A 25,709-nucleotide genomic window follows, 5' to 3' on the forward strand; every position below is an offset into this window, starting at 1 on the left:
TTTTTTTCTCCTGTAGGACGTGTGCAAGAAGGGCCGTATAACCTCCGATTTCATCGCTGGACCGCGCTCACGCGAATGGCAGACACCCCGCCTGGGGAGCTGCGCGTAGCGGCGCATGAGATGCAACATAAACGGCGCAATCTGCAACTGCTTTTCAGGGTGACGGGCTCAAATCCGGCGCCCTTTTCGACTTCAACGCCAGGGAGGGTAATCCGCCTTCCCATTCGTCTTGAAGTCATGGCCTGACGTTTGTCAGTTCACTGCCGCAAGACGAAACGGTGGGCGCGAACCTTGCGCCCAAACAAACATAGAGAACTTGGAGACACCCATGCAAACCGACACAACTCGCGAGAATCCGCAGGCCACCGCGCCGCAGACAGGGGCTACCCAGCAGGACCTGTCCGCTACCGCTCCGGGTCAGCTGCGCGTGATCAAGCGTAACGGCACCGTCGTTGCGTACACCGATGACAAGATCACCGTCGCCATCACCAAGGCCTTTCTCGCAGTTGAAGGCGGCACCGCTGCCGCTTCGTCGCGCATCCACGACACCGTCGCGCGCCTGACCGAACAGGTCACCGCAACCTTCAAGCGCCGCATGCCGTCGGGCGGCACCATCCACATCGAAGAAATCCAGGATCAGGTCGAACTGGCGCTGATGCGCGCTGGCGAGCAAAAAGTTGCCCGCGACTACGTGATCTACCGCAACGAGCGCTCCAAGGAGCGTGCCGGTCGCACCGCTGGCGAAACTCCGGTGCAAGCGCACCCGTCGATCCGCATCACCGCCAAAGACGGCAGCCTCGCGCCGCTGGACATGGGCCGTCTGAACACCATCGTCACCGAAGCGTGTGAAGGCCTGGCCGAGGTTGACGCCAACCTGATCCAGAGCGAAACCCTGAAAAACCTCTACGACGGCGTTGCACTGACCGACGTCAACACCGCACTGGTGATGACCGCGCGTACCCTCGTCGAGCGCGAGCCGAACTACTCGTTCGTGACGGCGCGCCTGCTGATGGACACCCTGCGTGCCGAAGGCCTGGGTTTCCTGGGTGTCGCCGAGAGCGCCACGCACCACGAAATGGTCGACCTGTACGCCAAGGCCCTGCCGGCTTACGTCGAAAAAGGCATCCAGTTCGAACTGCTGAACCCGGTTCTGGCTGAATTCGACCTGGAAAAACTGGGCAAGGCGATCAACCACGAGCGCGACCAGCAGTTCACCTACCTGGGCCTGCAGACCCTGTACGACCGTTACTTCATCCACAAGGACGGTATCCGTTTCGAACTGCCGCAGATCTTCTTCATGCGCGTGGCCATGGGCCTGGCGATCGAAGAGAAAGCCCGCGAAGACCGCGCCATCGAGTTCTACAACCTGTTGTCGTCCTTCGACTACATGGCCTCGACCCCGACACTGTTCAACGCCGGTACCCTGCGTCCACAGCTGTCGAGTTGCTACCTGACCACCGTGCCGGATGACCTCTCGGGCATCTACCACGCGATCCACGACAACGCCATGCTGTCCAAATTTGCAGGCGGTCTGGGCAACGACTGGACGCCGGTTCGCGCGCTGGGCTCTTACATCAAGGGCACCAACGGCAAATCCCAGGGCGTCGTGCCGTTCCTGAAAGTGGTCAACGACACGGCCGTGGCCGTGAACCAGGGCGGCAAGCGCAAAGGCGCTGTCTGTGCGTACCTGGAAACCTGGCACATGGACATCGAAGAGTTCATCGAGCTGCGCAAGAACACCGGTGATGATCGTCGTCGTACCCACGACATGAACACCGCCAACTGGATCCCTGACCTGTTCATGAAGCGTGTCTTCGACGACGGCAAGTGGACCCTGTTCTCGCCATCCGAAGTGCCTGACCTGCACGACCTGACCGGTAAAGCCTTCGAAGAGCGCTACGAGTACTACGAAGCGCTGACCGAGTACCCGGGCAAGGTCAAGCTGTTCAAGACCATCCAGGCCAAAGACCTGTGGCGCAAGATGCTGTCCATGCTGTTTGAAACCGGCCACCCATGGCTGACCTTCAAAGACCCGTGCAACCTGCGTTCGCCGCAGCAGCACGTGGGCGTGGTTCACAGCTCGAACCTGTGCACCGAGATCACCCTGAACACCAACAAGGACGAGATCGCGGTCTGCAACCTGGGCTCGATCAACCTGCCGAACCACATCGTCAACGGCGAGCTGGACACCGACAAGCTCAAGCGCACCATCGATGTGGCCGTGCGCATGCTCGACAACGTGATCGACATCAACTACTACTCGGTGCCGCAAGCGAAGAACTCCAACTTCCGTCACCGTCCGGTCGGTCTGGGCATCATGGGCTTCCAGGACGCGCTGTACCTGCAGCACATTCCTTACGGTTCCGATGCGGCTGTCGAATTCGCCGACCGCTCGATGGAAGCCGTCAGCTACTACGCGATCCAGGCTTCCTGCGATCTGGCGGACGAGCGCGGTGCCTACGAGACGTTCCAGGGTTCGCTTTGGTCCAAAGGCGTGCTGCCGCTGGATTCGCAACAGATCCTGATCGAACAGCGTGGCCAGAAGTACATCGACGTCGACCTGAACGAAACCCTGGACTGGGCGCCAGTGCGTGCTCGCGTTCAGAAAGGCATTCGCAACTCGAACATCATGGCCATCGCACCGACCGCGACCATCGCCAACATCACCGGCGTGTCGCAGTCGATCGAACCGACCTACCAGAACCTGTACGTGAAATCGAACCTGTCGGGCGAATTCACCGTGATCAACCCGTACCTGGTTCGCGACCTCAAAGCCCGCGACCTGTGGGACTCGGTCATGATCAACGACCTGAAGTACTACGACGGTTCGGTGCAGCAGATCGAGCGCATCCCGCAGGAGTTGAAAGACCTCTACGCGACCGCGTTCGAAGTGGACACCAAGTGGATCGTTGACGCCGCCAGCCGTCGTCAGAAGTGGATCGACCAGGCGCAGTCGCTGAACCTGTACATCGCCGGCGCGTCGGGCAAGAAGCTGGACGTGACCTACCGCATGGCCTGGTACCGTGGTCTGAAAACCACTTACTACCTCCGTGCCCTGGCCGCGACCAGCACCGAGAAGTCGACTATCAACACCGGCAAGCTGAACGCCGTTTCCAGCGGTGGCCACGGCCCGGACGACTCGGCGATCACCGCCCCGCGCCCGGCCGAAGCCGCACCGGCCGGTCCAGCGCCAGTGCCAAAAGCCTGCGCGATCGACGAGCCAGACTGCGAAGCCTGCCAGTAAGCAATACCGTCAAGCGTCACCTCCGGGTGACGCTATGATTGAAGGCCTCGCGCTCCCTTGGGGCGCGGGGCCTTCTTGCGTTACACTCCCCTCATTCCCAGCCAGGAGTACGCCCCATGCCAGCTGCCTCGCTAGAATCCAAAAAAGCCTACTGCGCCAAAACGCGCCGCTCCAACTACGCCGCCAGCCTGCGTCTGGAAGGTTTCGAGAGCTCGCCCGCCGACTCCGAACGCCGCCTGCCCTCCCGGGAAGAGCTGCTTAACAGCTACCGCAAAAAACAGGCCTGATGGTCGACAAATACGGCGTCGGACAAGACCCTTACTGTCCGCCCGGCAGCCATGTGCTGCGCAACCGCCTCGACCTCACCGACGTAAAAATCCTGGCGCAAGCCGAGCGCGATCTTTCCGAAGTCGCCGCGCAAACCATCGACTTCTCCCCTCCTCCGTATGACCTGCCCTACCTGCAAGCCATCCACCGCCAGCTGTTCGCCGATCTTTATGACTGGGCGGGCGAATTGCGCACGGTCGACATCTCCAAAGACCAGACCCACTTCTGCGTCACCCATCGCATAGAGCCGGAAGCCAACAAGCTGTTCAAAGGACTGGCTGAGGCGAACTGGTTTCAGGACCTGGATCGCGGGCGCTTGATTGCCGCCAGCGCAGAGCTGTTTGGGGACCTGAACGTGATTCACCCGTTCCGAGAAGGGAATGGCCGTGCGCAGCGGATTCTGTTTGAGCACATCATTGTGAATGCGGGGTTTGAGATCAGCTGGTGGCCGGTGGAAGCGGAAGAATGGATTCGGGCGAATGTGGATGCGGTGGGGTGTGATTATGAAGGGATGGTCAGGGTGTTTGAGCGGTGTGTTGGTGGGGTGATTGCAATTGATTGCAAAGGAGCTTGATTTGGGGGACCGGTGACCTGCGTAACGCCATTCGTCGCGATTAGGTCCCATTTTTTCCATCAACATTGCAGGCCGTTAAACGCCGATGCTATTGCGCCTGACGCTGCGGCCCTTTGAATCCGCAACGATTAACGTCTGAATGCAAAAAAACCGCTTCTGTCGCCGCATTCGTAGCGACACATTGACGCCTGTCAACCGATTGCCGAGCGATCTGACGCACTATATGATGTGTCTCGCAACACGAAGACACACTAGATACGTGATCCGTCCAATTTCGGCAGCGTTTTTTCCAACGCACGAATCGGGAATTAACGCAAAGGAAAACGACGGCAAATCAGCCCTCGGATTCCGTCACGGACGAACCTGCGCCGGGCAAAATCTGTATAATCCGCGCTCATCCAGGGTACTCAAAATGACCGCTTGCACCCGCCAAACCGTCACTCTGAAATCAGCCTCCGTTGACTTGTTTCGCAGGTGCGCCGCAGGCAGCCCTCGCAGTATGTTCGTCGATCGATTTGAAGCAGCATTTAGCGCCTTTTTCGATCAATCACAGTAGTAACCAGAACCACCCAACCTATTTCCCGTTGCCAGCCCCGCTATCAGCAACGCTGGCAACGCTTACTTTGAAATCCACAGGCCGCTTAAAACCGGTCCTCTAGCAGGAGCCTCCTCACCATGCTGAGCTGGGACGAATTCGACAAAGAAGACGCCGCTGAACCCGCCAAAGGCGCCAACGCCGGCCACGCTTCCGAAGCCGCGATGGACAAACTCGACAGCGCCGGTGGTGCTGCTGCGCTTGAAGCCCGCGCCGTCAGCGCAAACGACTCCGACGCCATTGCCCGCGCCAAAGCTGCGCTGGACAAACTGGACGTCGCTGAAGGTCTTGCCGAACTCGAAGGCTCCGCCGCCCGCGTCGCGGTCGACGAAAAACGCATGATCAACTGCCGCGCCGACCTCAACCAGCTCGTGCCATTCAAGTACGACTGGGCCTGGCAGAAGTATCTTGACGGATGCGCCAACCACTGGATGCCGCAAGAGGTCAACATGACCACGGACATCGCCCTCTGGAAAGACCCGGAAGGCCTGACCGACGACGAGCGCCGCATCGTCCTGCGCAACCTGGGCTTCTTCTCCACCGCCGACTCCCTGGTTGCCAACAACCTCGTGCTGGCCGTGTATCGCCTCATCACCAACCCTGAATGCCGCCAGTACATCCTGCGCCAGGCCTTCGAGGAAGCGATCCACACCCACGCCTACCAGTACTGCATCGAATCGCTGGGCATGGACGAAGGCGAGATCTTCAACATGTACCACGAGATCCCGTCAGTCGCCAAAAAGGCAGCCTGGGGCTTGAAGTACACCCGTTCGATCTCCGATCCGAAGTTCGAAACCGGCACCGTCGAGACCGACAAAGAACTGCTGCGCAACCTGATCGCCTACTACTGCGTTCTGGAAGGCATCTTCTTCTACTGCGGCTTCACCCAGATCCTCTCCATGGGTCGCCGCAACAAAATGACCGGCGTCGCAGAACAGTTCCAGTACATCCTGCGTGACGAGTCCATGCACCTGAACTTCGGCATCGACGTGATCAACCAGATCAAAATCGAAAACCCGCACCTGTGGGATGCCGAAATGAAAGAAGAAGCCACCCAGATGATCCTGCAAGGGACCCAGCTGGAAATCGAATACGCCCGCGACACCATGCCCCGCGGCGTACTCGGCATGAACGCAGCAATGATGGAGGACTACCTCAAGTTCATCGCGAACCGTCGTTTGAGCCAGATTGGTTTGAAGGAAGAGTACCCAGGGACCACCAACCCGTTCCCATGGATGAGCGAGATCATGGACCTGAAGAAAGAGAAGAATTTCTTTGAGACGCGGGTTATTGAGTATCAGACCGGTGGGGCGTTGAGCTGGGATTGAACGATCCGTTACACCAAGGGTGCCGTTAGTAACTTAGCACCCTTGGAGCATTAATAACTCACGATCCAAATATATTCGCTAAAAATGACGAGAACCCCTCCGTTAGTCAAACGAGATAGTTGCTGTTTAAGGTCAATACACGGAAACCATTAGAGATCAAGGATGCCTTATGACATATCCGTGCTGGAAGGTGGTACAGAATCGCATCACTCTAGTGACCTCCGAGAAGATTGAGTCAAGTCCAACCGCCGCGGAGGTCTTTAACCAAGCCTTTAACGACAACCCGGACATCTCGCAACGTATAAGACAGGATCTACACCCTTTAGAACTCTCAAGATTCGCTCCTGAATTAGCTGTTCGTATAGGAGGCAGTCCCCCCTCTAATATGACCTTTGAAACCGGCTTGATAGTCGACGGTAGGTTCCACACTGCGGAGTGGCAATACGACCAATGCATCATTGATAACTGTTGGTACCCGATTGATACTAATTTCGTAGATGAGGCTAATGAATGGCTCGTCAACAGAAAACTCAACCCCAAAGCTCCGCCAACTATTGGACAACTAATCGCTTTAAATTCAGCATTAGATTTGCCGTTTCAACATATAGATGCAACTTCGAACTTTACAGAGTCAAGCCAATCTACTGACTATTTTAGCCAGATTAAAAACCTCGAAGCCACCCCATACCCGTACCAGATGACTGGAATAAACTTCCTCTCGGCTATTGCAACTCAGGAAGTAGGTTGCATATTGGGAGACGAGATGGGGCTAGGCAAAACACTCCAGATAATTGGTCTGATTTTGTTCTTGAAACAGCGGAACAAAAATCATTTTCTTGTAATTGCTCCTGCAACGCTTTTAGAGAATTGGCGCAGAGAGATTGCGCAATTTTCACCGTCTGTGCAGACAAAAATTCACTCAGGCCCCCAACGAAGTGGGATACCTAATGACTTTAAGTCCGCAGATGTCATCATAGTTTCTTATGAGACGCTGATCCGAGACGAGTTGTTACTTGCCCATATCAACTGGGATCTAGTAGTACTAGATGAAGCCCAAAATATTAAAAATCCTGGCGCAACAAGAACATTAGCAGTCAAACGGCTACCCCGAACCGTCTCCATCGCCGTAACGGGGACCCCTGTTGAAAACCGTCTCGAAGATCTATGGTCCGTAGCTGACTTCGTGCTTCCAAGGCTACTGGGTACTTTAAAAGACTTTAAAGCCAAATTCGAAAACAACGTCGATGATGCAGCTGCCGTCTCATCCATAGTAAAACCGATCCTGCTGCGGCGCAGGGTTGCAGATGTCGCCACCGATCTACCCGCCCGTATTGAAATCCCCCAAGCAATAGAACTCAGCCAAAACTTGGCTGATGATTACGAATATATAAGGCTTCAAGCACTGGCCTCATACGGCGCATCAGCGGGACTTGTAGCCACAACATACCTTCGTCTTTTTTGCGCTCACCCGTCCCTAGCGCTTATCCAAGACAAGTACGAGATCGAAGATTTGCCGAAATTCGTAAGATTGCTTGAAATCTTGGAAGAAATTTTCGATCATGGTGAAAAGGTTTTGGTATTCACGACTTATCAAGACATGACAAACATGTTTATGGATGAAGCTCGCAAACGATGGAGCAGTCATTTCTTTGATTACATCGACGGTAGAGTACCAGTCCACCTGCGCCAACCAATTGTAGATAGTTTTTTTGAGCATCAGGGCGCAGGCGCGTTATTTCTCAACCCAAAAGCGGCGGGTACGGGTTTGAATATTACTGCGGCGAACCACGTGGTTCATTTTAATCCTGAATGGAACCCAGCATTGACAGACCAAGCCACTGCTAGGGCTCACCGCCGAAAGCAAACCCGCCCTGTCACCGTACATTCGCTGTATTACATAGATACCATTGAACAAGTGATACTCGAACGTGCGATGTTCAAACGAACCCTCGCAGACCATGCGGTTACTGGTCATGATGGCGAGGTAGACGTCTCTTTGGTCGAAAAAGCACTGGCCCGCTCCCCCATCAACCAGAAATCGAGCTTTTAAGATGAGTTCAATAATAAAGAAGCTAAGCGCTAACGACATAGGCTATACCGGCGGCCACCAAGCTGGGATATTAATTCCAAAACAAGAAGAAATCTTGGCTTTTTTTCCTTCGCTTAACCGGACCGAAAAAAACCCCCGGATACAATTGACCGTTCGCGAAAAAAATAGCGAAACCAGATGGGATTTCAATTTAATCTATTACAATAACAAACTGTTTGGCGGCACTAGAAACGAATATCGGTTGACAGGAATGACTCGTTTCTGTAGAGCAGCTGATCTACAGCCCGACGATGAGCTGGAATTTTATAAAGACGAAAATGCATGTATATATGTAAATATCAGACGTAGCAAAGTCACCCCTTGTGAAGATACCGACGGGGTGCTAATTTTGTCCGGTGGCTGGAAAGTAATTTCATTGTAAAGGATTATTTATCATGACTTCGCACGAAACGATTCCTGTTGAACCGGACATTGCTCGAATCACTAATGGTCTTCGCGACACTGGCTACGAGTTTAATACGGCCATTGCAGACATTATAGATAACTCGATCGCTGCGGGTGCTAGCCATGTTGACGTTCGTGTCGCAGTAGACTTCATGAACGACGTAATAGTATCAGTGGCAGACGACGGCGTAGGGATGAATCGGGAGGAACTGATCGATGCGATGAGGTACGGATCTAAGCAGCGAGCAAACCTGTCCAGTTTAGGAAAGTTCGGACTAGGGCTAAAAACCGCATCGACTGCTTTTTGCAGAAAATTGATAGTTACATCGCGCGCAAGTAGTGCACAACCAGCTTTATCTGCAATTTGGGACTTAGACTTTATCGCTCAGGCGAAAGATTGGTCATTACAACTGCGCCAGCCTGGGCAAGCCGAAATCGCGTTACTAGAAGCAGTTGCTGACGATGCGCCCGGCACGGTGGTCATATGGGACAAAATTGATCGCCTGCTTCCTGACTATAAAAAATCCGATGGAAAACCGATAAAAAAAGCGCTGAAACGTTATACCGACAATCTGAGCACGCATATCTCGTTAGTCTATCAGCGCTTTTTAGATCCTAAAGATGACCGTGCGCAGAACATTGTGATCAAGCTTAACGGCATACAAGTTGAGGCATGGGACCCATTCTTTACTGCCTTTAACAATGAGCCTGTTTTAGAAAATATCCAAGCGATTGAGCTTCCCAACGGAGAGAGAACTTCTTTTACCGTCAGAGCCTTTATACTACCAAGGAAAGAGGAGTTTGCCTCTACAGCCGAGAAAGAAATGGCAGCGATCTCGAATGAGCGTCAAGGCGTATATGTATATCGGGAGAACCGGCTTATCCATGGTCCTGACTGGTTGGGAATGTTCAGACAAGAACCTCACTTTTCGCTGCTTCGTGTAGAACTCAGCTTTGATCATAAGTTAGACGATGCTTTCCAAGTAGATATAAAGAAGTCACGAATTCTACTGAATGAGGGCCTTTATAGGTGGCTCCGTGAGTCTTTTCTTGCTCACCCCCGTCGTGAAGCTGAAACACGCTACCGCAAAGGGGCCGCAAGTGTTGCTAAAGGATCGACTGCCTTGTTGCACACTTCCTCTAACAACGCATTGCACCAGAAGATGGAGACGTTGCGAAAAGCGACCGTAACCGAGATTAATTCGGAGACAGGCGAAGCTTCCGTACAGAATAATTCCGGGACGTCAGTTGCTCATTTCCGGATTGTTACCGATAGTTCTCCCGGAACTGCTCACATAGATACAGCTGAAAGCTTAGATAACAGAGTTCTTTGGGAACCGTCCCTCATAAATGGGAAACCCGGTGTCACACTGAATACGGGGCATCCCTATTATGCAAAGGCATATTTGCCAAATAAAGAGAACAGCGCTGTGATACAGGCGCTCGACTTTATGCTATGGGCTCTAGCTCAAGCTGAAGTTAACAATGTATCTGGCGAAAGCAAAGATGCTTTCGAGGAGTATCGAATTGATGTATCGCGAAATCTACTCAAATTAGTAGCGGACTTACCGGACGCGCCCGAAACGCAGGAGTAAGTCATGAGTGATATCGATGCCAATGCCTTGGCAGGCTTAATCTCAAATCGATTTTTAGTACCGTTTGATGGAACTGTAGAGGACGTCGAAGGGGGCCGTTTTATCGTCATCCGGCCTTCTGACCTAGATAGAGGCACCGGCTTCAGTATCGTCGTCGGAAGGACACCGCGACGGGTTGAAGCATCTTTCAAAGCCGATCGATTTGCGGGTGCGTTATTAAGACTCATGGGCGAAGCAGATAGCGACGCCCAGTCACTCTTCATAACCTTACTTCAAGATGCAAAAGCAAGGGGACTGACTGTAAACGCGACCTTGGACGACTCGATAATTGAAACAGAAAAAGACTTATCGGCTCGAGACTGGTCAAGATTCGAGATTGATTGTGACAAAAGGATGCCACTAAGAGCAATTACAAACACCGTCGCCTTTGACGCTCTTGTAGAAGTTACTGCCACCTGTACATCTCTTGCTTTATCCCTGCTTCAACTGGAGGACTCAAGAGAGTTCCCCCCTCTCTATGAAGACGGCCTTCCTGAGGGCGCCTCCATGAAAGTTACCGTTAATAGGTATGAACGAAATAAAAATAATAGGGCTGCGTGCATAGCTCATCATGGAAGCAGTTGCAAAGCCTGCGGCTTCAATTTTGGTGCAAAATACGGAAGCTTGGGAAAGGATGTGATTGAAGTGCATCATCTAGTGATGGTGTCTGATATGGGCGGAAGCTATAAATTAGATCCCAGAAAAGATTTAGTGCCAGTGTGCTCTAACTGCCATACCATTATGCATCGCCGAGATCCGCCGCTCACCGTATCAGAAATGCAAAATATCATAAATACTAATTAACTGTGCAATTTCTAATCGACCCGACTCCTAGCCCCGGGGATTCGGCAGCGGAAATCTCAGTCACGGGGCTCCTATGATCCCCGGATGGCGCATCTGCACCCTGTAAAATCCATCTTTCAATTTGATCGATAATATCGTGATCTTTCTCTTTACGCATTTCTCGAATAGCGCACTCCCAAACGATGAGGACTTTCCACTTAGTATCAGTCAATGCCGACAACTGCACCTGATCGCGCGCCTGATTTTTGCCGATTTTATCCAGCCAAAACTGTGTCCGGCTCTTTGGAACCTTAAAATATCGACAGCTATGACCATGCCAAAAACACCCATGAACCATAATCAGACTATTGTATTTGGGCAGAACTATGTCAGGCTTACCCGGGATATTGGGTACATGAATACGATAACGAAACCCCCGGGCGTGCAGGGCTTTTCGGATTCTGATCTCAGGAAGAGTATTTTTACTTTTTATCCCGGACATCATCCGGGATCGGGTTGCGGAATCAACGACGTCTATCAACAACACCTCCACACGCCATAACAATCATAGAGCAGCATATAGCTGACTCCAAAATATTCGAACTTTACATACCATCACCAGCGACCAAACCAAAATCAGACTTTCTTTCTTTCGCTTTGATAATGCGGTCCTTCATTAGTTTCGCTACCGCCTCAAAAACCGGAACTGCAACCGAATTCCCAAATTGCCTGTACGCTTGGGTATCCGATACGGGGATCACAAACTTGCTTTCGCCTGGTTTATCAAACCCCATCAAACGCGAACATTCGTGGGGTGTTAGCCTTCTTGGACGATTCATCTGATTCAGTTCGCTGTGGAAATCCAGACCCGCCACAAACCCACGATCCACCAAAATTTCAGAACCGTCTTTGTGGTACCTAGCGGACAGCGTCCTTGCAACATCGTCGGACCTAGTCAGGCCGAACCCAAAGCCATTACCTTTCTGTCGATGCTTCTCCGCGTAGCGGTATAGATAGTCCCAAAGCTTCGGAGTAAGGATGTACTTGCTGTCAACATCTTTATCAAGAATATCACCGAAACTTGGACGTTCTTTTGGGATGAGCTTATGGATATCTTTCAACGTAAAACCATCGTGAACGCCTAGATCACGACGAAAACCAACCAATACAATGCGCTCGCGATGTTGGGGCACGAAATGCTTAGCATCAATTACCTTGGGATCGGCACCCTTCGGCGCATTGACGTCGGACACCTCATATCCAAGCTCATCAAGTGCCTCGCAAATAATGCGAAAGGTAGTGCCTTTGTCATGACTCTTTAGGTTCTTCACATTTTCAAGCAGAAACGCAGCCGGTTTCTTGGCTGCGATAATCCGGGCCACATCAAAAAAAAGAGTTCCTTGAGTCTCGCACTCAAACCCGTGTTTTCTGCCAAGCGAATTCTTTTTTGAAACACCGGCCAACGAAAACGGCTGACAAGGAAACCCAGCTAGCAAGACGTCATGATCAGGGATTTCTGTATCGATGTGTGTGTAGGCATCTTCCTCACTCACCTCAGGCCTATCCGACAACGTCACCGATCTGATGTCTTTGTTAAATCGGTGACGGGACGGATCACAGTAGTGATTTGCTTTATAAGTCCTCACTGCATACTCATTCCATTCAGAGGTGAATACGCACTCTCCTCCGACAGCCTCAAATCCTTTCCGAATCCCTCCAATACCCGCAAATAAATCAATGAAAGTAAAAGATGGCTTATAGCTCGGCTTAGTAGGGAGAAGCGACTCCAGATGTTTATACTCTCTGTAGGTCAAGCGAGGCGAGGCTTTACCCTTTACCCAACGATTAACTGTTTCGCGGCAGTGAGATGATCCTATTTCATTAAGTTTTGCTGCTAGCTGCCCTTGATCATAGATTTCTAACAGCTTCCCAAGCAGCGCCATGTCATCGGCCGGGTCGGAAACCTGAATGGCGCCCTCCTGCCCTAGAAATTTCTCTTCTGATTCTGTAGGTGTGTAAAAATTCATATGCCCTAGGTGCTCGCTGGGTCAAAGCTGTGACGGATCGTCACCATTCTATTCCTATGATGCAGGAAGTAAATTCATCATTTGGCCATCATACGGTCCCGACAAAGCATCGGACGTGACTGGATATTGTCGATACTGTATGGATAGCCAGTATAAACTCTAATTTTGCTCCGTCGAGCTCTGGATGTCCTTCCCTTTCAAATAAGCTCACACCTGCAGCTGCAGCACCGCTGGCAAAATCCCACCCTCATGGACCAAAAAAGACCAAGGAAATGGCCAAGAAAACCTCTCTCTTCGAAGACCTGTTTCACATCGCCAGCAAACTGCCCTGGTGGCTTAGCGCACTGATCGCAATCAGCTCCGGCGTTTACCTGCACTCCGTAGCAACCGCGCCGATGCCGGTCTACTCAGACCCTCAACGCTTGCAATCAGTGGTGTTCGGCACCTTCTGGCGCACGTTTGCGATGTTCGGCCAGTATTTGGTGCCGCTAATATTCGCAGGAGGCGCCATAGCGTCGATCGTCAAACGCCGACGCCCCCGCAAGCTTTTCGAATCCGCCGCCACCACCCAAGGCAATCCCCTGCTCAGCATCACCTGGCACGAGTTCGAGTTATTGGTAGGCGAAGCCCTCCGCCGCCGGGGCTACTCAGTCCGAGAAACAGGCAAGAACGGTCCGGACGGTGGCATCGATTTGATTGCCCGCAAAGACGGCGAGACGTACGTGGTGCAGTGCAAGCAATGGCGCTCCATGCAGGTGGGCTTGCCAGTGGTGCGGGAGTTGTATGGCGCGATGGCGGCCGAGGGCGCTGTCGGTGGTTTCGTGGTCACCAGTGGGACGTTCACCAAACCAGCGAGGGATTTTGCGGCCGGACGTAATGTGCAGTTGGTCGACGGCACAGTGCTGAAGCAGTGGATCGCTGAAGCAAGAAAGCCCGGTCCGCAACCTGCTGCCGAGGTGTTGCCAGAGCGTGTCGAGCCAGTGGTTGTGGAGCGGGAGCCGGTGGTGACGCCGAGCGCCGACCTCGCCCCTCTTCCAGTTCAAGCGCCAGCTGCAACGCTAACGCAACCCGTCACCCAAGAAGCCGAGCCGAAACCTGCGTCCCTGCCTCCTGCCCCGCTATGCCCACATTGCCGTAAGACCATGGTGGTGCGTGTCGCGAGAAGTGGCGCCAACGCGGGCGGGAATTTCTGGGGTTGTGGGGATTACCCGAAATGCCGGGGGATTCGTCCGATCTTCGCGCCAATGACGGTGAAGTGACGGCGCCAGACCCGATAAGGACGTCAGCCAATGCCTGACGTCCTCTACACAGATATCGCAGCAACAAGCGGCCGCCACGCCAACACACTGGCTGCGTTGTGAGATGGCGTTGTGTCAGTGACGGATTGGGCGCTGACGCTATTTTCGCGGGCAAGCGCGCTCCTACAGTGGATCGGTGCTTGGCAGGGACAAAGCGGCCGCTACGCCTGGCTGGGTTATGAGATGGCGTTGTGTCAGTGACGGATTGGGCGCTGACGCTATTTTCGCGGGCAAGCGCGCTCTTACAGTGGATGTGTGCTTGGCAGGGACAAAGCGGCTGCTACGCCTGGCTGGGTTATGAGATGGCGGTGTGTCAGTGACAAGTTGAGTGCTGAGGCCATTTTCGCGGGCAAGCGCGCTCCTACAGTGGATGTGTGCTTGGCAGGGGCTGTCGGGCGGCGCCCGTACAAAAGTGAAGCGCTACCAAACACGGGAAAGTTCCCGCCTGAACCCCCTTCCCCACATAACAATTTCGCTAACAAATAGTTATCCGGGTTTCATTTGCCCCTGCCCGCGATGCTTCGTAAGGTGGCTTCACCCCATCGAACCCGCCCAGCGCGGATACGGTGAACGTCCACACCCAAGCCGGAGAAACGTCAAACAGCTGATCTGCACGTAGCATTTTGTTTCTGTCGTTCGCTGCGTCGTTGCTCCCGACGTGGTGCCTCCAAGCTCCAAACTTCAGCCGCTCCCCAGCGGCTTTTTTTTGCTCAGGATTTGTTGAATCCGACCTGCTATCTGCGCAGTGTCGGCAACCGGGCGCGCATGAAGCCGACCGCAAGCACCCACCCGCAAAACATCGCCAAGCAATCGCGCGACCTCTGTCATGTCCTGCACATCCATCCCCTGCCGTGTGATGAATTGCGTCCCCAGCCGCAAAGCCTGATGCCCCGCGCGGGAAGGATCGACGCAGGTCCCGATCAGAATTCCCTGTGTCTGTAGGGCGTGCATCACCGCGCGTGGGTCGGCGTCGAGGGACAGCGGGAGCAGCAATTGATGGGTATGCACTTCCCCGCCGTTGGCCCCGATGACAGGCAAGCCGATGTCGAGCAGCGATCGGTGCAAAGCCGCGCTGTTGCTGACGATGCTGGCAGCGTATTCACGGCCACTGGCCTGGGCTTCGGTGAGGGTGACCGCCAGGGACGGCAGCCGGCCGGCGTCATAGTTGGCGAGCATGCGGGTGTCGAGGAGCTTGCGCAGCGCCGGTGCGTCGTCCGGGTCGCGGCCGAGCACCAGCCCTTGGGGGCGTCCGGGCAGGGTTTTGTAGGTGGAGCTGCTGATGAGGTCGACGCCAGCGTCGAAGGGGTTGGGGTACATGCCGCCGGCGATCAGGCCGAGCACGTGGGAGGCGTCGAACAGTGTTTTTGCGCCGACCGTGCGCGCCGCCTCGACCACTGCGACGATGTCGTCAGCCTTGATCATGATGCTGCGTCCCAGCACGACGAGCTTCGGGCGAATGCGCATGATCATTTCCGCCGCGCGCGCTGTGTCCAGCGTGCAGTTGTGGCGGTCGTACGGCAGGTCTTCGACGACCAGGCCTGCCAGTTGCGGCGTGCCACCTCGGCGCTGACTAAGGTGCCCGCCGTGTTCGGCGGCGGGTGCCAGCACTGTGTCGCCCGGTTGGCAGTAGGCGTGGAAGATGGCGAGGTTGGCCAGGGTGCAGCTGGCTAGCCGGACTTCGGCCCAGGCGGCGTTGAACAAGGTCATGGCGGACTGGGTTGTGAAGCTTTCGAGTTCGCTGACCAAGTCGGTGTCGGGCTGCTCCTTGTGGTCAGTCGGGCCCATGGCCGGGTAAGCACTGAGCGCCGGGTTATACGCGGCCATGGCGCGGGCGCTGGGCAGGTTGGCGCCGGCATACAGCATCAGGCGCTGCGTCTGCAGTTGCGGCAGCCGGTCGGCACAGGCGCAGAGCAAGGCATCGAGATCACGGGGCATGGTCGGCAGCTTCCTGAGTGAGGGGTTAGCGGCGAATTGAGTTGGGGTGCTCCGACTCATCCCTGACGAGCAGCATCAGGGCGTCGCGTTTTTCCAGCAGATGGTGGCGCAGGATGCTGCCCAGGCGCTTGCCGTCCCGGGCTTGCAGGGCGTCGATCATTTCTTCGTGGTCGTGCAGCGCGCGGTCCCATTTAGGGGCTTGGTGATTGGAGAGAAAGCGTAATGCGTGGATACGCCGGTTCAGCGACAGGTAGACCTGACGCAGCGCCGAGTTGCGCGCGGCGAGGTTGATGAGATCGTGGATGGCGCGGTTGCGCTGGTAGTAGCCCGGCAGGTCGTTCTGGTTTTTGCTGACGACCATGGCGTAGTGCAGCGCCTTGATCTCTTCGATTTCCTGGTCGGTGATGCGCTCGCACGCCAGCTCGCCGGCGAACGCTTCGATGCCGCTCATCAGTTCGAAGGTCTCGCGAATCTCCAGTTCCGACATCCGCGCAACGCTGGCGCCTCGATTGGGGTTGATTTCAATCAAGCCCTCCACCGCCAGCACCTTCAACGCTTCGCGCAACGGCGTACGCGAAATGCCGAGGGTTTCGCACAGCTCGCGCTCGTTGAGCTTGGTGCCCGGCGCGAGCACGCCTTCGGTGATGAAGCCGCGCAGGTGCTCGATCACGGTGTCGTGCAAGCGCTGGCGTTCAACTTTGGGGATCAGCGGGGCGCCAGGCAGCTGGCCGGTGTCTTCAGTATTTTGCATTCAAAAATCCTTGAGGACGGCGTGAGAGCCACGCGCCTTATTCGAAAACGCACCAGTTCGCAGGAAATATTAGCGTAATTGGCTCGTTTGACACACCACTGCCCTGTGCTACGGTAATTTTGAATTCAAAATACAAAATAATAAGGAGTCACCGATGCTCAAGCTCGACTTCCACCCTGCCGGCCGCCACTTTTTGCAGATCCCGGGGCCGAGCCCGGTGCCCGACCGCATCCTGCGTGCCATGAGTTACCCCACCATCGATCACCGCGGCCCCGAGTTCGGCGCGCTGGGGCTGAAGGTGCTGGAAGGCATCAAGCAAATTTTCAAAACCGTGCATCCCGTGGTGATTTACCCGGCATCGGGGACCGGGGCCTGGGAAGCGGCGCTGTGCAATACGTTGAGCTCGGGTGACGAAGTGCTGATGTTCGAGACAGGCCACTTCGCCACCTTGTGGCAGAAGATGGCCCTCAGCCTTGGCCTCAAACCGCAGTTCATTGGCCGGCCGGGCATTGAAGGCTGGCGCGGTGGTGTGGACGCGCAAATGATCGAAGACCACCTGCGTGCCGACAGCGCCCATCGCATCAAGGCGGTGTGCGTCGTCCACAACGAAACCAGTACCGGCGTGACGTCGGACATCGCGTCGGTGCGCAAGGCGATTGATGCAGCGGGCCACCCTGCCCTGTTGCTGGTGGACACCATCTCGGGCCTGGCCTCCGCTGATTATCGGCACGACGAGTGGGGCGTAGACGTGACGGTCTCCGGCTCGCAGAAGGGCCTGATGTTGCCGCCCGGCATCAGCTTCAACGCCTTGTCGCCCAAAGCCATCGAGGCGAGCAAGCGCGGCGGTTTGCCGCGAAGCTTCTGGGCGTGGGACGAAATCATCGAAATGAACAAGACCGGTTACTGGCCCTACACGCCCAACACCAATTTGCTGTACGGCTTGTCCGAGGCGCTGGACATGATCCTCGGCGAAGGCCTCGAAAACGTGTTCATCCGCCACAACCGCCTGGCCAAGGCCTGTCGCACCGCCGTCAATGCCTGGGGCCTGGAAATTCAGTGCGCTGACCCAAGCGTGTACAGCCCGGTGCTGACCGGCGTGATGACGCCCGACGGCATCGACGCTGACCTTGTCCGCAAGACCATTTACGAGCGCTTTGACATGTCCCTGGGTACCGGCCTAGGGAAGATGAAGGGCCGCATGTTCCGCATTGGCCACCTGGGCGACTGCAACGACCTGATGCTGATGGCGACGCTGACCGGCTGCGAAATGGGCCTGCAGATGGCCGGTGTGAAATTGCAGTCCAGCGGCGTGCTGGCGGCCATGGATTACCTGGGAGGGCAATCCGTGCCGCTGCGGCGCGAGTGATGCAACACCTGGCTGCGGCACGCCCGCAGCCTGATGATTTCCGCTGTTTTTCAATCTTCCTGCGTTACACCAAAGCTGTCCCGACTATCAGAACTGTCCCGAACTGTCCCGAACTATCCCGAATCATCGCGTTGTCAGCGAAAACAATAAGAAACTGGAGATAGCACATGAAGTTTTTACGTCTGCGCCCCACGGCGGTGGTGCTGTTCATGCTGTGCGCCATGTATTTCATTACGTACCTGGACCGCGTGAATGTCAGCACCGCCGCGGTCGGTTTCGGTAAAGAGTTCAATCTGACCAAGACCGAGATCGGCATCGTCTTTTCGGCCTTCGCGTACCCCTATCTGATCTTTCAGATCATTGGCGGCTGGGTCAGCGACCGGTTCGGCGCCAAGCGAACACTGGTGGTGTGCGGGCTGATCTGGGCCGGCGCCACGGTGCTGACCGGCCTGGCGGGTGGCTTCGCCTCGTTGATCGTTGCGCGAATCCTCCTCGGACTGGGCGAAGGCGCTACGTTTCCGGCCGCAACGGCGGCGATGTCGCGCTGGATCCCCAAGGAGAAACGCGGCTTTGCCCAAGGCATCACTCATGCGTTCGCGCGCCTCGGCAACGCGCTGGCCCCGGCCGCGATGATCGCCATCATGGCCACCTATGGCTGGCGGGAATCGTTTTACGTCTGCGCCGGCATCAGCTTCGTGTGGGTCCTGCTATGGATGATGGTGTTCACCGAGCATCCGAAGGACCACCCGCGTATCTCGAAACAGGAGCTGGACACCCTGCCGCCGCCAAAAGTGAAATCCAGCGTCGTGCTGCCGTGGGGTCGCCTGTTCAAGCGCATGGCGCCGGTCACCATCGTTTACTTCTGTTATGGCTGGACGCTGTGGCTGCTGCTGAGTTGGGTGCCGATGTACTTCATGAACATGGGCCTGGACTTGAAAGGCACCGCGATTTTCGCGTCCACGGTGTTCTTCGGTGGGGTGGTCGGCGACACCCTGGGCGGGATCGTCAGCGACCGCATTTATACGCGCACCAAGGACCTGAGCAAGGCGCGAAGCCTGATGGTCGCCGTGTGTCTGGGGCTGACGCTGATTTCGCTGGTGCCGTTGATGTTCACCAAGGACATGCACATTTCCCTGGCCTGTCTGGCGATCGGGTTTTTCTTCTCGGAAATGACCATCGGCCCGATGTGGGCGATCCCCATGGACATCGCGCCGGACCACTGCGGCACCGCGAGCGGCATGATGAACACCGGCTCGGCCATGGCGGCCATCGTCAGCCCAGTGGCCGCCGGTCTGTTGATCGACAAATTCGGCAACTGGCAGCTGCCGTTTCTGGTCAGCATTGTGCTGCTGGCGATTGGCGTGGTGCTTTCGTTCCGCATGAAGCCGCAGAACAAGTTTGAGTATGTAAAGCCAGCATCGCCTCAGGCGGCTAATGCGACGCCGGCGCCGATCGTCAGTAAATAGATCAGGCGTCGGCGGACGCGCTAAAGCCTTCATCCGGCAGCTTGCAACAAGCACTTGAACGGAGAATATTTTTGGACACTGAGACCCAACCTTCGCGCCTGGCGCAGCTGATCGTCGATGCGCAAAACGCCCACAGCCTTCTGGACGCGCCTGACTTCGATCTGAACCCGAAGGACCGCGACGCGGCTTATCTGACCCAGCAGAAAATCCTGCGCCTGCGTGGGGTGGAGGCAGGCGGCTGGAAGATCGGCTCGAAATCCCTGACCGGGCCGATTCAGGGATCGCCCCTGCCGCGCGATTGCCTGTTCCCGTCCACTGGCACGCTGGACCGCAGCCTGTACGCGCCGGTCGGTCTGGAGCTGGAAATCGCCTTTCGCTTTAACCGCACCTTCAGCCCTCGGGAAGAGGCGTACAGCGACGAAGAGGTGATGGCCGGCATAGGCGAGATGGCTGCGGCCGTGGAGGTGGTGTCCAGCCGATTTGCGGCGTGGCCAAAGATCGAGCCGCTGACGCAATTGGCCGACCTGCTGAACCACGGCGCGTTGGTGGTAGGTGATTTCGTGCCGTATGACGCGTCTTTTCCGTTCGCCGAACCGACGCTGTCGTTCACGGTGAACGGTGAGAGCGTCGTCCCCGGCAAGGCGGCCAATCCGGCAGGCGATCCGCGCCGTTTGTTGCCGTGGCTGGTCAATCATCACACGCTCCAGGGGCTGATCTTGCCCGAAGACTTTGTGATCACCACGGGTTCCTACACCGGCATATTTTTCGCCCAAGGGATGGCTGAAGTACAGGGCGAGATCACCGGCCTGCCGTCCGTCGTGCTGACACTGGCCTGAGGCTGGGTCACGGATAATCGCGCCTGGCGATCCGGCCAGCTGAACGCTGGCAGCAGTGGGACTGCGCATGACAACCTAGCCGGTTAAACGCTGGCAGTCGTGGGACCGGCTTTAGCCGGGAAGGCGTCGGATGTCACACCTCAAAGTGTAGGAGCGCGCTTGCCCGCGAAGGCTTGGGCACGGACTGCACATATGCGTCGGATGTACCGGCCTATTCGCGGGCAAGCGCGCTCCTACACCGATCGGCGGCGAACACTGCGATCTCGTTGCAGGCACTGGCCTCTTCCCGGCTGAAGCCGGTCCCACAATTGAGCCTGTGTATGACAACCCCGCCGGAGAAACGCTGACAGTCGTGGGACCGGCGTCAGCCAAGAGGCGTCGGATGTCACACGGGAGCAATGACCTGCCGCAGTTCTGGGTGTAGGAGCGCGCTTGCCCGCGAAGGCTTGGGCACGGAGTGCACACATGCGTCGGATGTACCGGCCTGTTCGCGGGCAAGCGCGCTCCTACACCGATTGGCAACGAGCACTGATACCTCGTTGCACGCACTGGCCTCTTCCCGGCTGAAGCCGGTCCCACAATTGAGCCTGTGTATGACAACCCCGCCGGAGAAACGCTGACAGTCGTGGGACCGGCGTCAGCCAAGAGGCGTCGGATGTCACACGGGAGCAATGACCTGCCGCAGTTCTGGGTGTAGGAGCGCGCTTGCCCGCGAAGGCTTGGGCACGGAGTGCACACATGCGTCGGATGTACCGGCCTGTTCGCGGGCAAGCGCGCTCCTACACCGATCGGCGGGGGACACCGATATCTCGTGGCAGGCACTGGCCTCTTCCCGGCTGAAGCCGGTCCTACAGGCTTGGCGGCTGAAGCCGGTCCCACAGGTTTGGCGGCTGAAGCCGGTCCTACAGGTTTGGCGGCTGAAGCCGGTCCCAGGGGTTAGGCGGCTGGGGTCACGTCGGTGAAATGCGCTTGCCCCGTGGAGGCAAGCAGCCCTGCGGGAATATTCCGCATTCTTGTGCCACTGGGAAACACCCTCAGGCAAAATGCCGGACCTATGTAGGAATCATCCCCGGGAGTGGTCGGAATGCGCTTGTTCAGTTTGAAAACCCTGCTGGTCTGTACGGCCTTGGCTGCTTGTCTGGGGATGGTCGGCGCTGAGGGCGCTACCAAGGCTAAACCCGCGCCGAAACCGTCGGGGCAGAAGGTCTCGATGCTCGGCGGCAAATTCCTGTTCACCCTGCCGAAGGACTACGTCAAAGGTCCGATGGAGGAGATCGATGCCAAGGCCAGGGCCGCGGGTGTGACCGGTTCGATGTACATGAACAAGCCGGCCAAACGCGTGGTGATCATCACTGAAGCGCCGCTGCCGAATGATCAGAAGGTCGGCGCAAACGACAAACAGACCCTCGACGGCATCATCGCGGACACGCTGCAACAGCAGCAGACGAGCTACAGGGATTTCAAGAAACTGGGCGAGAAGAAGATCGTACGAAAAGGCTTCGGCATGCGTCAGCTGGACATTGCCGGCAGCGTCGAAGGCGGCCGGGTGCTGAGCACCACGATCACCGCCGCCTACGGCAAACGCACGGCGATGGTGAACGTGATTTCCCTGGCCAAAGACGCCAAGGCCCATGCCGACGTGGTGAAAGGCGTGACGGGAGGGAAGTAAAGTTGCTGCAGTCCCGACAGCGATTGCAGCCGGAAAAGCACCACTTACCGTCATCGGATCCCTCAGCCCCTGGCAGCAGCCTGAATCATTCCGGCAGCATCAATTTCGTCCCGCCCGGATGCGCTTTGACGACGCTGTAGGGCACCACTGACCACTCCGGGCCCTCGCAGGCGCGCTGAACGCGGGCGAAATAGGGCCCGAAGTAAACGCCTTTTTCGGTGAAGTACCACGAAGGGAATTCCCACACCGAGGGGTCGGTGTAGTCGCAATCGTCTTCGGTCGCGGGCGCTTGCATGTCGGCGGGCTGCGTCGCTTTCAACTGGGCGACGAGCCACGGGGCGAACTGTTTGCTGCGGTAGTCCGAATAAGTCTCGAAACTCCCGTCACCCTGTTCATCTCGCTCGTAATGCAGCGGCGCGCCCTTGCCGACCCACAGCACATCTTCCAGCGTCAAAGCCTTCCCCGTACCGGCATCCAGATTAAGCGGTGAGTCGCCGAAATCGGGGTGCGCGCCGCCGCAATCGTAGGAGGTAAACACGTTGAGGCTGACGATGCCCGGCGTGAGCAAATGCGGTGTAACGGTCTGGGCAAAGTCGCCACCCGAGCGACTGGCATTGAGCATGCACTCGTTGTAGCTGACCACTTCTTGCCACAATCGCGCGCGCAGTTGCTGATTGATGCGAGCCGCCTGATCCGTCGGGTAGCCCGATGTGATTTCAAACATCGAGACGCCCGACGCAGGCTCGACCCACCACTGCAACGCATGGCCCATGAACGTGGTCTTTTTATCCGCCTTGAGCGGTAGCTGAGTCAGCCGTAAATAGTCGTAGGCCGACTGCTTGTAGATGTCCTGCCAGCCCGGTTCAGCGGCTTGGTCCGGCGCAGCAATAGCGCGCTCTTCCAGCTGCACCTTGAAGGTCTTGCCTTTGCTGCTCCACTGACCGGCCCAGGTCGCGTCCGGATTTTTGTGGAGCACCAGTTTCGGCAGATCGGCTTGTTCGTCGTAGCTGAGGCCTTCGGTCAGCGTGAGATCGTTGCCCTTTGAGCTACCCGAAAGCGGCAGGTCCTTGTGGTACTTCTCATAAAAATAGCGGCCGGTCACCTCCTCGGCACTGGTCAGATTCAGCTCAACGACAATCGGCGATTTGCCCAATGTGCCGGTAAGAACATGGACAGCGCTTTCGGCGTGAAGGGTAAAAGGCGCTACCAGCGCAATGAGGCAGGCCGTGCGCACAACGGAAAGCGAAACAGGCATCAGACGTCCCTTGTGAAGATGCTAACGAAGCGGGGGCGTCAATCTCGCGAATAGGCGAGCATCTGGCAAGGGTTTGCGGAATATTCCCCACGGTGCTTCCACTCAGCGCCGGCCGTCCACCGCCATCCTCACCGCGAAGCCGAACAGCACCGTGCCCATCAACCACCGTTGCGCCGCCGCCCAAGCGGGCTTTTGCGTGAGGAACAGCGCCGTGGAGCCAGCGGCCATAACGATTAGTGTGTTGACGGTGAGGCTGACCAGAATCTGCGCGCTGCCCAGAATCAGCGACTGGCTCAGCACGCTGCTGCCGTTGTCGACGCTGATGAACTGGGGCAGTAAAGACAGGTAAAGCACGGCCACTTTGGGATTGAACAGGCTGGTCATCAGGCCCATCAGAAACAGCTGTCGATGGCTGTCCCTGGGCAGCGCCTTGATCTGAAACGGCGAGCGGCCGCCCGGTTTCAAAGCCTGCCAGGCGAGATAGAGCAAGTACGCGGCACCTGCCATGCGCAGGGTGTCGTAGGCATAAGGGACGGCCATCACCAGGCCGGTGATGCCCAAGGCCGCACAAAGCATGTAAAAGAAAAAGCCGACGGCGACGCCACCAAGCGAGATCAGCCCTGCCCTGCGCCCTTGTGAGAGGGATCGCGAAATCACGTAAATCATGTTGGGACCCGGCGTCAGCACCATGCCCAGAGCAATGAGGGAGAAAGCGATAAGGTTGGAGAGTTCGGGCATCGTGGGCTCCTGCCGCGTAATGAAGGCCTCGCGGACGATGCCCTATCGGCGGACATTTCAACCAACCTGCGCAGAACTTTCTATACACAGATGGCCGCAAAACAGGCCATGACAGATGCCGTCGGCGTTCATGCAGATCGCATCCGGCTTGCCAGGGCGGTCGGCCGACAGCCGGTGTGAATTATTTGATGAATAGTGGCACAACGCTCTTCCCAGCCCCACACCCGTAGGCCCACACTCTGAGCCGTTACTCGTGACCGATGTATCAGTCGGGATGCTGTGTTGAAACCCGGTGAGCGCTATGAACACTTCGGTCCAAAAAGGTCTCTCCTTCGCCAGACGCATGTACTTGCCGCGCAGCATTGGCATGGGCATTGGCTTCTTTGCGGTGGCCGCAGCGTTGCAACCGTCCCAGCCGCCGCTCTGGGTGTGGATCGCGATGATCGCCCACGGTTATGCCTGGCCACATGTTGCCTACCAACTGGCCAGGCGCTCACGCCAACCTTACGCCGCCGAGCGCCGGAACCTGATTTATGACTCGCTGGGCGGGGGCTTCTGGGCGGGTGCGATGGGGATCAGCCCGCTGCCGACCGTGACGGTGCTGTCGATGATGGCGATGAACAACATCGCGGCCGGTGGCATGCGTTTGTTCGTCATGGGTTCGGTCGCGCAGATCGCGGGCGCGCTGGTCGCCTACAGGCTCTTTCTGCCGCCAATGTTTCCCCACGTCAACGAGCTGCAGCTCTACGCCTGTTTACCGATGCTGGTGATCTACCCCATGGCAATCGGCCTGGTCTGTTACCGCGTCGCCGTGCAGCTGTCAAAAAGCAAGAAGACCCTGGAAAAGCTCAGCACCACCGACAGCCTCACCGGCCTGATGAATCACGGCGCGTGGAAGGATCGGCTGGCGCTGGAATTCGATCAGTGCCAGAACCAGGATCGTCAGCACAGTGTGGCGTTGATTGACATCGACCACTTCAAAACCATCAACGACACCTACGGACACATCACCGGCGACAATGTACTCAAGCAACTGAGCAACGCACTGTGCGCCGGTCTGCGTCAGACGGATCTGCCCGGGCGGTACGGCGGCGATGAATTCTGCGTCATCCTGCCTGATACCACTCTCGCCCAGGCCACCGAGATACTCGAACGGCTGCGCCGCACGGTGCACGACCATGCCCATTCCGCCCTCCCCGACCTCACATTGAGCCTGAGCATTGGCGTCGCCGCGTACGGCCCGCACCTGACCGACGCCGGCATGTGGCTGCATGAAGCAGACATGGCGCTGTATGAGGCCAAAAGCGCCGGGCGTAACCGCGTGACGTCGGCGCGCCCGTCCGGCAAAGCCTGCGCCCGGGAAGGGGCGGCGCTTGGGTGAGGCAACTG

The 25,709-nt window shown here is 56.7% G+C and carries 20 protein-coding genes; 14 read left to right on the plus strand and 6 right to left on the minus strand.

Annotated features, from left to right (window positions below):
• The first annotated feature begins 328 nt into the window (after window positions 1-328).
• The 8 genes from LT42_RS10300 (at window position 329) to LT42_RS24885 (ending at window position 11,000) form a co-directional block, all read left to right on the plus strand.
• Window positions 329-3,244: a ribonucleoside-diphosphate reductase subunit alpha gene (locus tag LT42_RS10300; protein ID WP_037012112.1), complete on the plus strand. Its 2,916-nt coding sequence runs from the start codon at window positions 329-331 to the stop codon at window positions 3,242-3,244.
• 116 nt (window positions 3,245-3,360) lie between these two features.
• Complete coding sequence (locus LT42_RS25695) at window positions 3,361-3,531, plus strand: YhfG family protein (RefSeq protein ID WP_108120523.1); 171 nt, start codon at window positions 3,361-3,363, stop codon at window positions 3,529-3,531.
• Window positions 3,531-4,145 (plus strand): putative adenosine monophosphate-protein transferase Fic, encoded by a 615-nt coding sequence (locus tag LT42_RS10305; RefSeq protein WP_037012113.1) that lies wholly within the window; start codon window positions 3,531-3,533, stop codon window positions 4,143-4,145. The genes LT42_RS25695 and LT42_RS10305 overlap by 1 nt, the downstream gene beginning before the upstream one ends.
• Window positions 4,146-4,820: 675 nt before the next feature.
• Window positions 4,821-6,068: a ribonucleotide-diphosphate reductase subunit beta gene (locus LT42_RS10310; RefSeq protein WP_037012114.1), complete on the plus strand. Its 1,248-nt coding sequence runs from the start codon at window positions 4,821-4,823 to the stop codon at window positions 6,066-6,068.
• 385 nt (window positions 6,069-6,453) lie between these two features.
• Window positions 6,454-8,118 carry a DEAD/DEAH box helicase gene (locus LT42_RS10315; RefSeq protein WP_160176718.1) on the plus strand — a complete coding sequence of 555 codons (1,665 nt, stop codon included), beginning with the start codon at window positions 6,454-6,456 and terminating at the stop codon, window positions 8,116-8,118.
• A 1-nt stretch (window position 8,119) separates the two neighbouring features.
• Window positions 8,120-8,539, plus strand: a complete 420-nt coding sequence (locus LT42_RS10320) for an EcoRII N-terminal effector-binding domain-containing protein (protein WP_037012116.1) — start codon at window positions 8,120-8,122, stop codon at window positions 8,537-8,539.
• A 13-nt stretch (window positions 8,540-8,552) separates the two neighbouring features.
• Window positions 8,553-10,157, plus strand: coding sequence for an ATP-binding protein (locus tag LT42_RS10325; protein WP_037012118.1), 1,605 nt, complete (start codon window positions 8,553-8,555; stop codon window positions 10,155-10,157).
• Window positions 10,158-10,160: 3 nt separating this feature from the next.
• Window positions 10,161-11,000, plus strand: coding sequence for an HNH endonuclease (locus tag LT42_RS24885; protein ID WP_052075217.1), 840 nt, complete (start codon window positions 10,161-10,163; stop codon window positions 10,998-11,000).
• Here LT42_RS24885 and LT42_RS25260 read toward each other — a convergent pair.
• Window positions 10,993-11,532, minus strand: coding sequence for a very short patch repair endonuclease (locus LT42_RS25260; RefSeq protein WP_338050485.1), 540 nt, complete (start codon window positions 11,530-11,532; stop codon window positions 10,993-10,995). The two genes, LT42_RS24885 and LT42_RS25260, sit on opposite strands and share 8 nt — an antisense overlap.
• Before the next feature lie 52 nt (window positions 11,533-11,584).
• The gene (gene dcm, locus LT42_RS10335; RefSeq protein WP_037013221.1) at window positions 11,585-12,922 is read right to left on the minus strand and encodes a DNA (cytosine-5-)-methyltransferase; all 1,338 of its coding nucleotides are present in this window, start codon (window positions 12,920-12,922) and stop codon (window positions 11,585-11,587) included.
• Between the two features lie 356 nt (window positions 12,923-13,278).
• On the opposite strand from dcm, the gene LT42_RS10340 reads away from it, so the two are divergent.
• Window positions 13,279-14,265: a restriction endonuclease gene (locus LT42_RS10340; RefSeq protein WP_037012121.1), complete on the plus strand. Its 987-nt coding sequence runs from the start codon at window positions 13,279-13,281 to the stop codon at window positions 14,263-14,265.
• A gap of 720 nt (window positions 14,266-14,985) precedes the next feature.
• Here LT42_RS10340 and LT42_RS10345 read toward each other — a convergent pair.
• Entirely contained in the window at window positions 14,986-16,239 is a 1,254-nt protein-coding gene (locus LT42_RS10345; protein WP_070356519.1) for a PLP-dependent aminotransferase family protein, read from the minus strand.
• A 25-nt stretch (window positions 16,240-16,264) separates the two neighbouring features.
• Entirely contained in the window at window positions 16,265-16,990 is a 726-nt protein-coding gene (locus LT42_RS10350; RefSeq protein ID WP_037012123.1) for a GntR family transcriptional regulator, read from the minus strand.
• A 154-nt stretch (window positions 16,991-17,144) separates the two neighbouring features.
• On the opposite strand from LT42_RS10350, the gene LT42_RS10355 reads away from it, so the two are divergent.
• The 4 genes from LT42_RS10355 (at window position 17,145) to LT42_RS10370 (ending at window position 22,327) form a co-directional block, all read left to right on the plus strand.
• Entirely contained in the window at window positions 17,145-18,356 is a 1,212-nt protein-coding gene (locus LT42_RS10355; protein ID WP_037012125.1) for a pyridoxal-phosphate-dependent aminotransferase family protein, read from the plus strand.
• A gap of 167 nt (window positions 18,357-18,523) precedes the next feature.
• A complete protein-coding gene (locus tag LT42_RS10360) occupies window positions 18,524-19,822 on the plus strand; it encodes an MFS transporter (protein ID WP_037012127.1) in 1,299 nt (432 codons plus the stop codon).
• A 71-nt stretch (window positions 19,823-19,893) separates the two neighbouring features.
• A complete protein-coding gene (locus tag LT42_RS10365; protein ID WP_037012129.1) occupies window positions 19,894-20,658 on the plus strand; it encodes a 2-keto-4-pentenoate hydratase in 765 nt (254 codons plus the stop codon).
• A 1,084-nt stretch (window positions 20,659-21,742) separates the two neighbouring features.
• A complete protein-coding gene (locus LT42_RS10370; protein ID WP_037012131.1) occupies window positions 21,743-22,327 on the plus strand; it encodes a DcrB/PsbP domain-containing protein in 585 nt (194 codons plus the stop codon).
• Window positions 22,328-22,412: 85 nt separating this feature from the next.
• Here LT42_RS10370 and LT42_RS10375 read toward each other — a convergent pair whose 3' ends face one another.
• Both LT42_RS10375 and LT42_RS10380 read right to left on the minus strand, forming a co-directional pair.
• Window positions 22,413-23,582 carry an RsiV family protein gene (locus tag LT42_RS10375; protein WP_037012134.1) on the minus strand — a complete coding sequence of 390 codons (1,170 nt, stop codon included), beginning with the start codon at window positions 23,580-23,582 and terminating at the stop codon, window positions 22,413-22,415.
• 102 nt (window positions 23,583-23,684) lie between these two features.
• A complete protein-coding gene (locus LT42_RS10380) occupies window positions 23,685-24,320 on the minus strand; it encodes a LysE family translocator (RefSeq protein WP_037012136.1) in 636 nt (211 codons plus the stop codon).
• A gap of 301 nt (window positions 24,321-24,621) precedes the next feature.
• Between LT42_RS10380 and LT42_RS10385 the strand changes: the two genes are divergently transcribed.
• Window positions 24,622-25,701, plus strand: coding sequence for a diguanylate cyclase (locus LT42_RS10385; RefSeq protein WP_052075219.1), 1,080 nt, complete (start codon window positions 24,622-24,624; stop codon window positions 25,699-25,701).
• Window positions 25,702-25,709: the final 8 nt, after the last annotated feature.

Source organism: Pseudomonas lutea (assembly GCF_000759445.1).
Taxonomy (GTDB): Bacteria; Pseudomonadota; Gammaproteobacteria; order Pseudomonadales; family Pseudomonadaceae; genus Aquipseudomonas; species Aquipseudomonas lutea.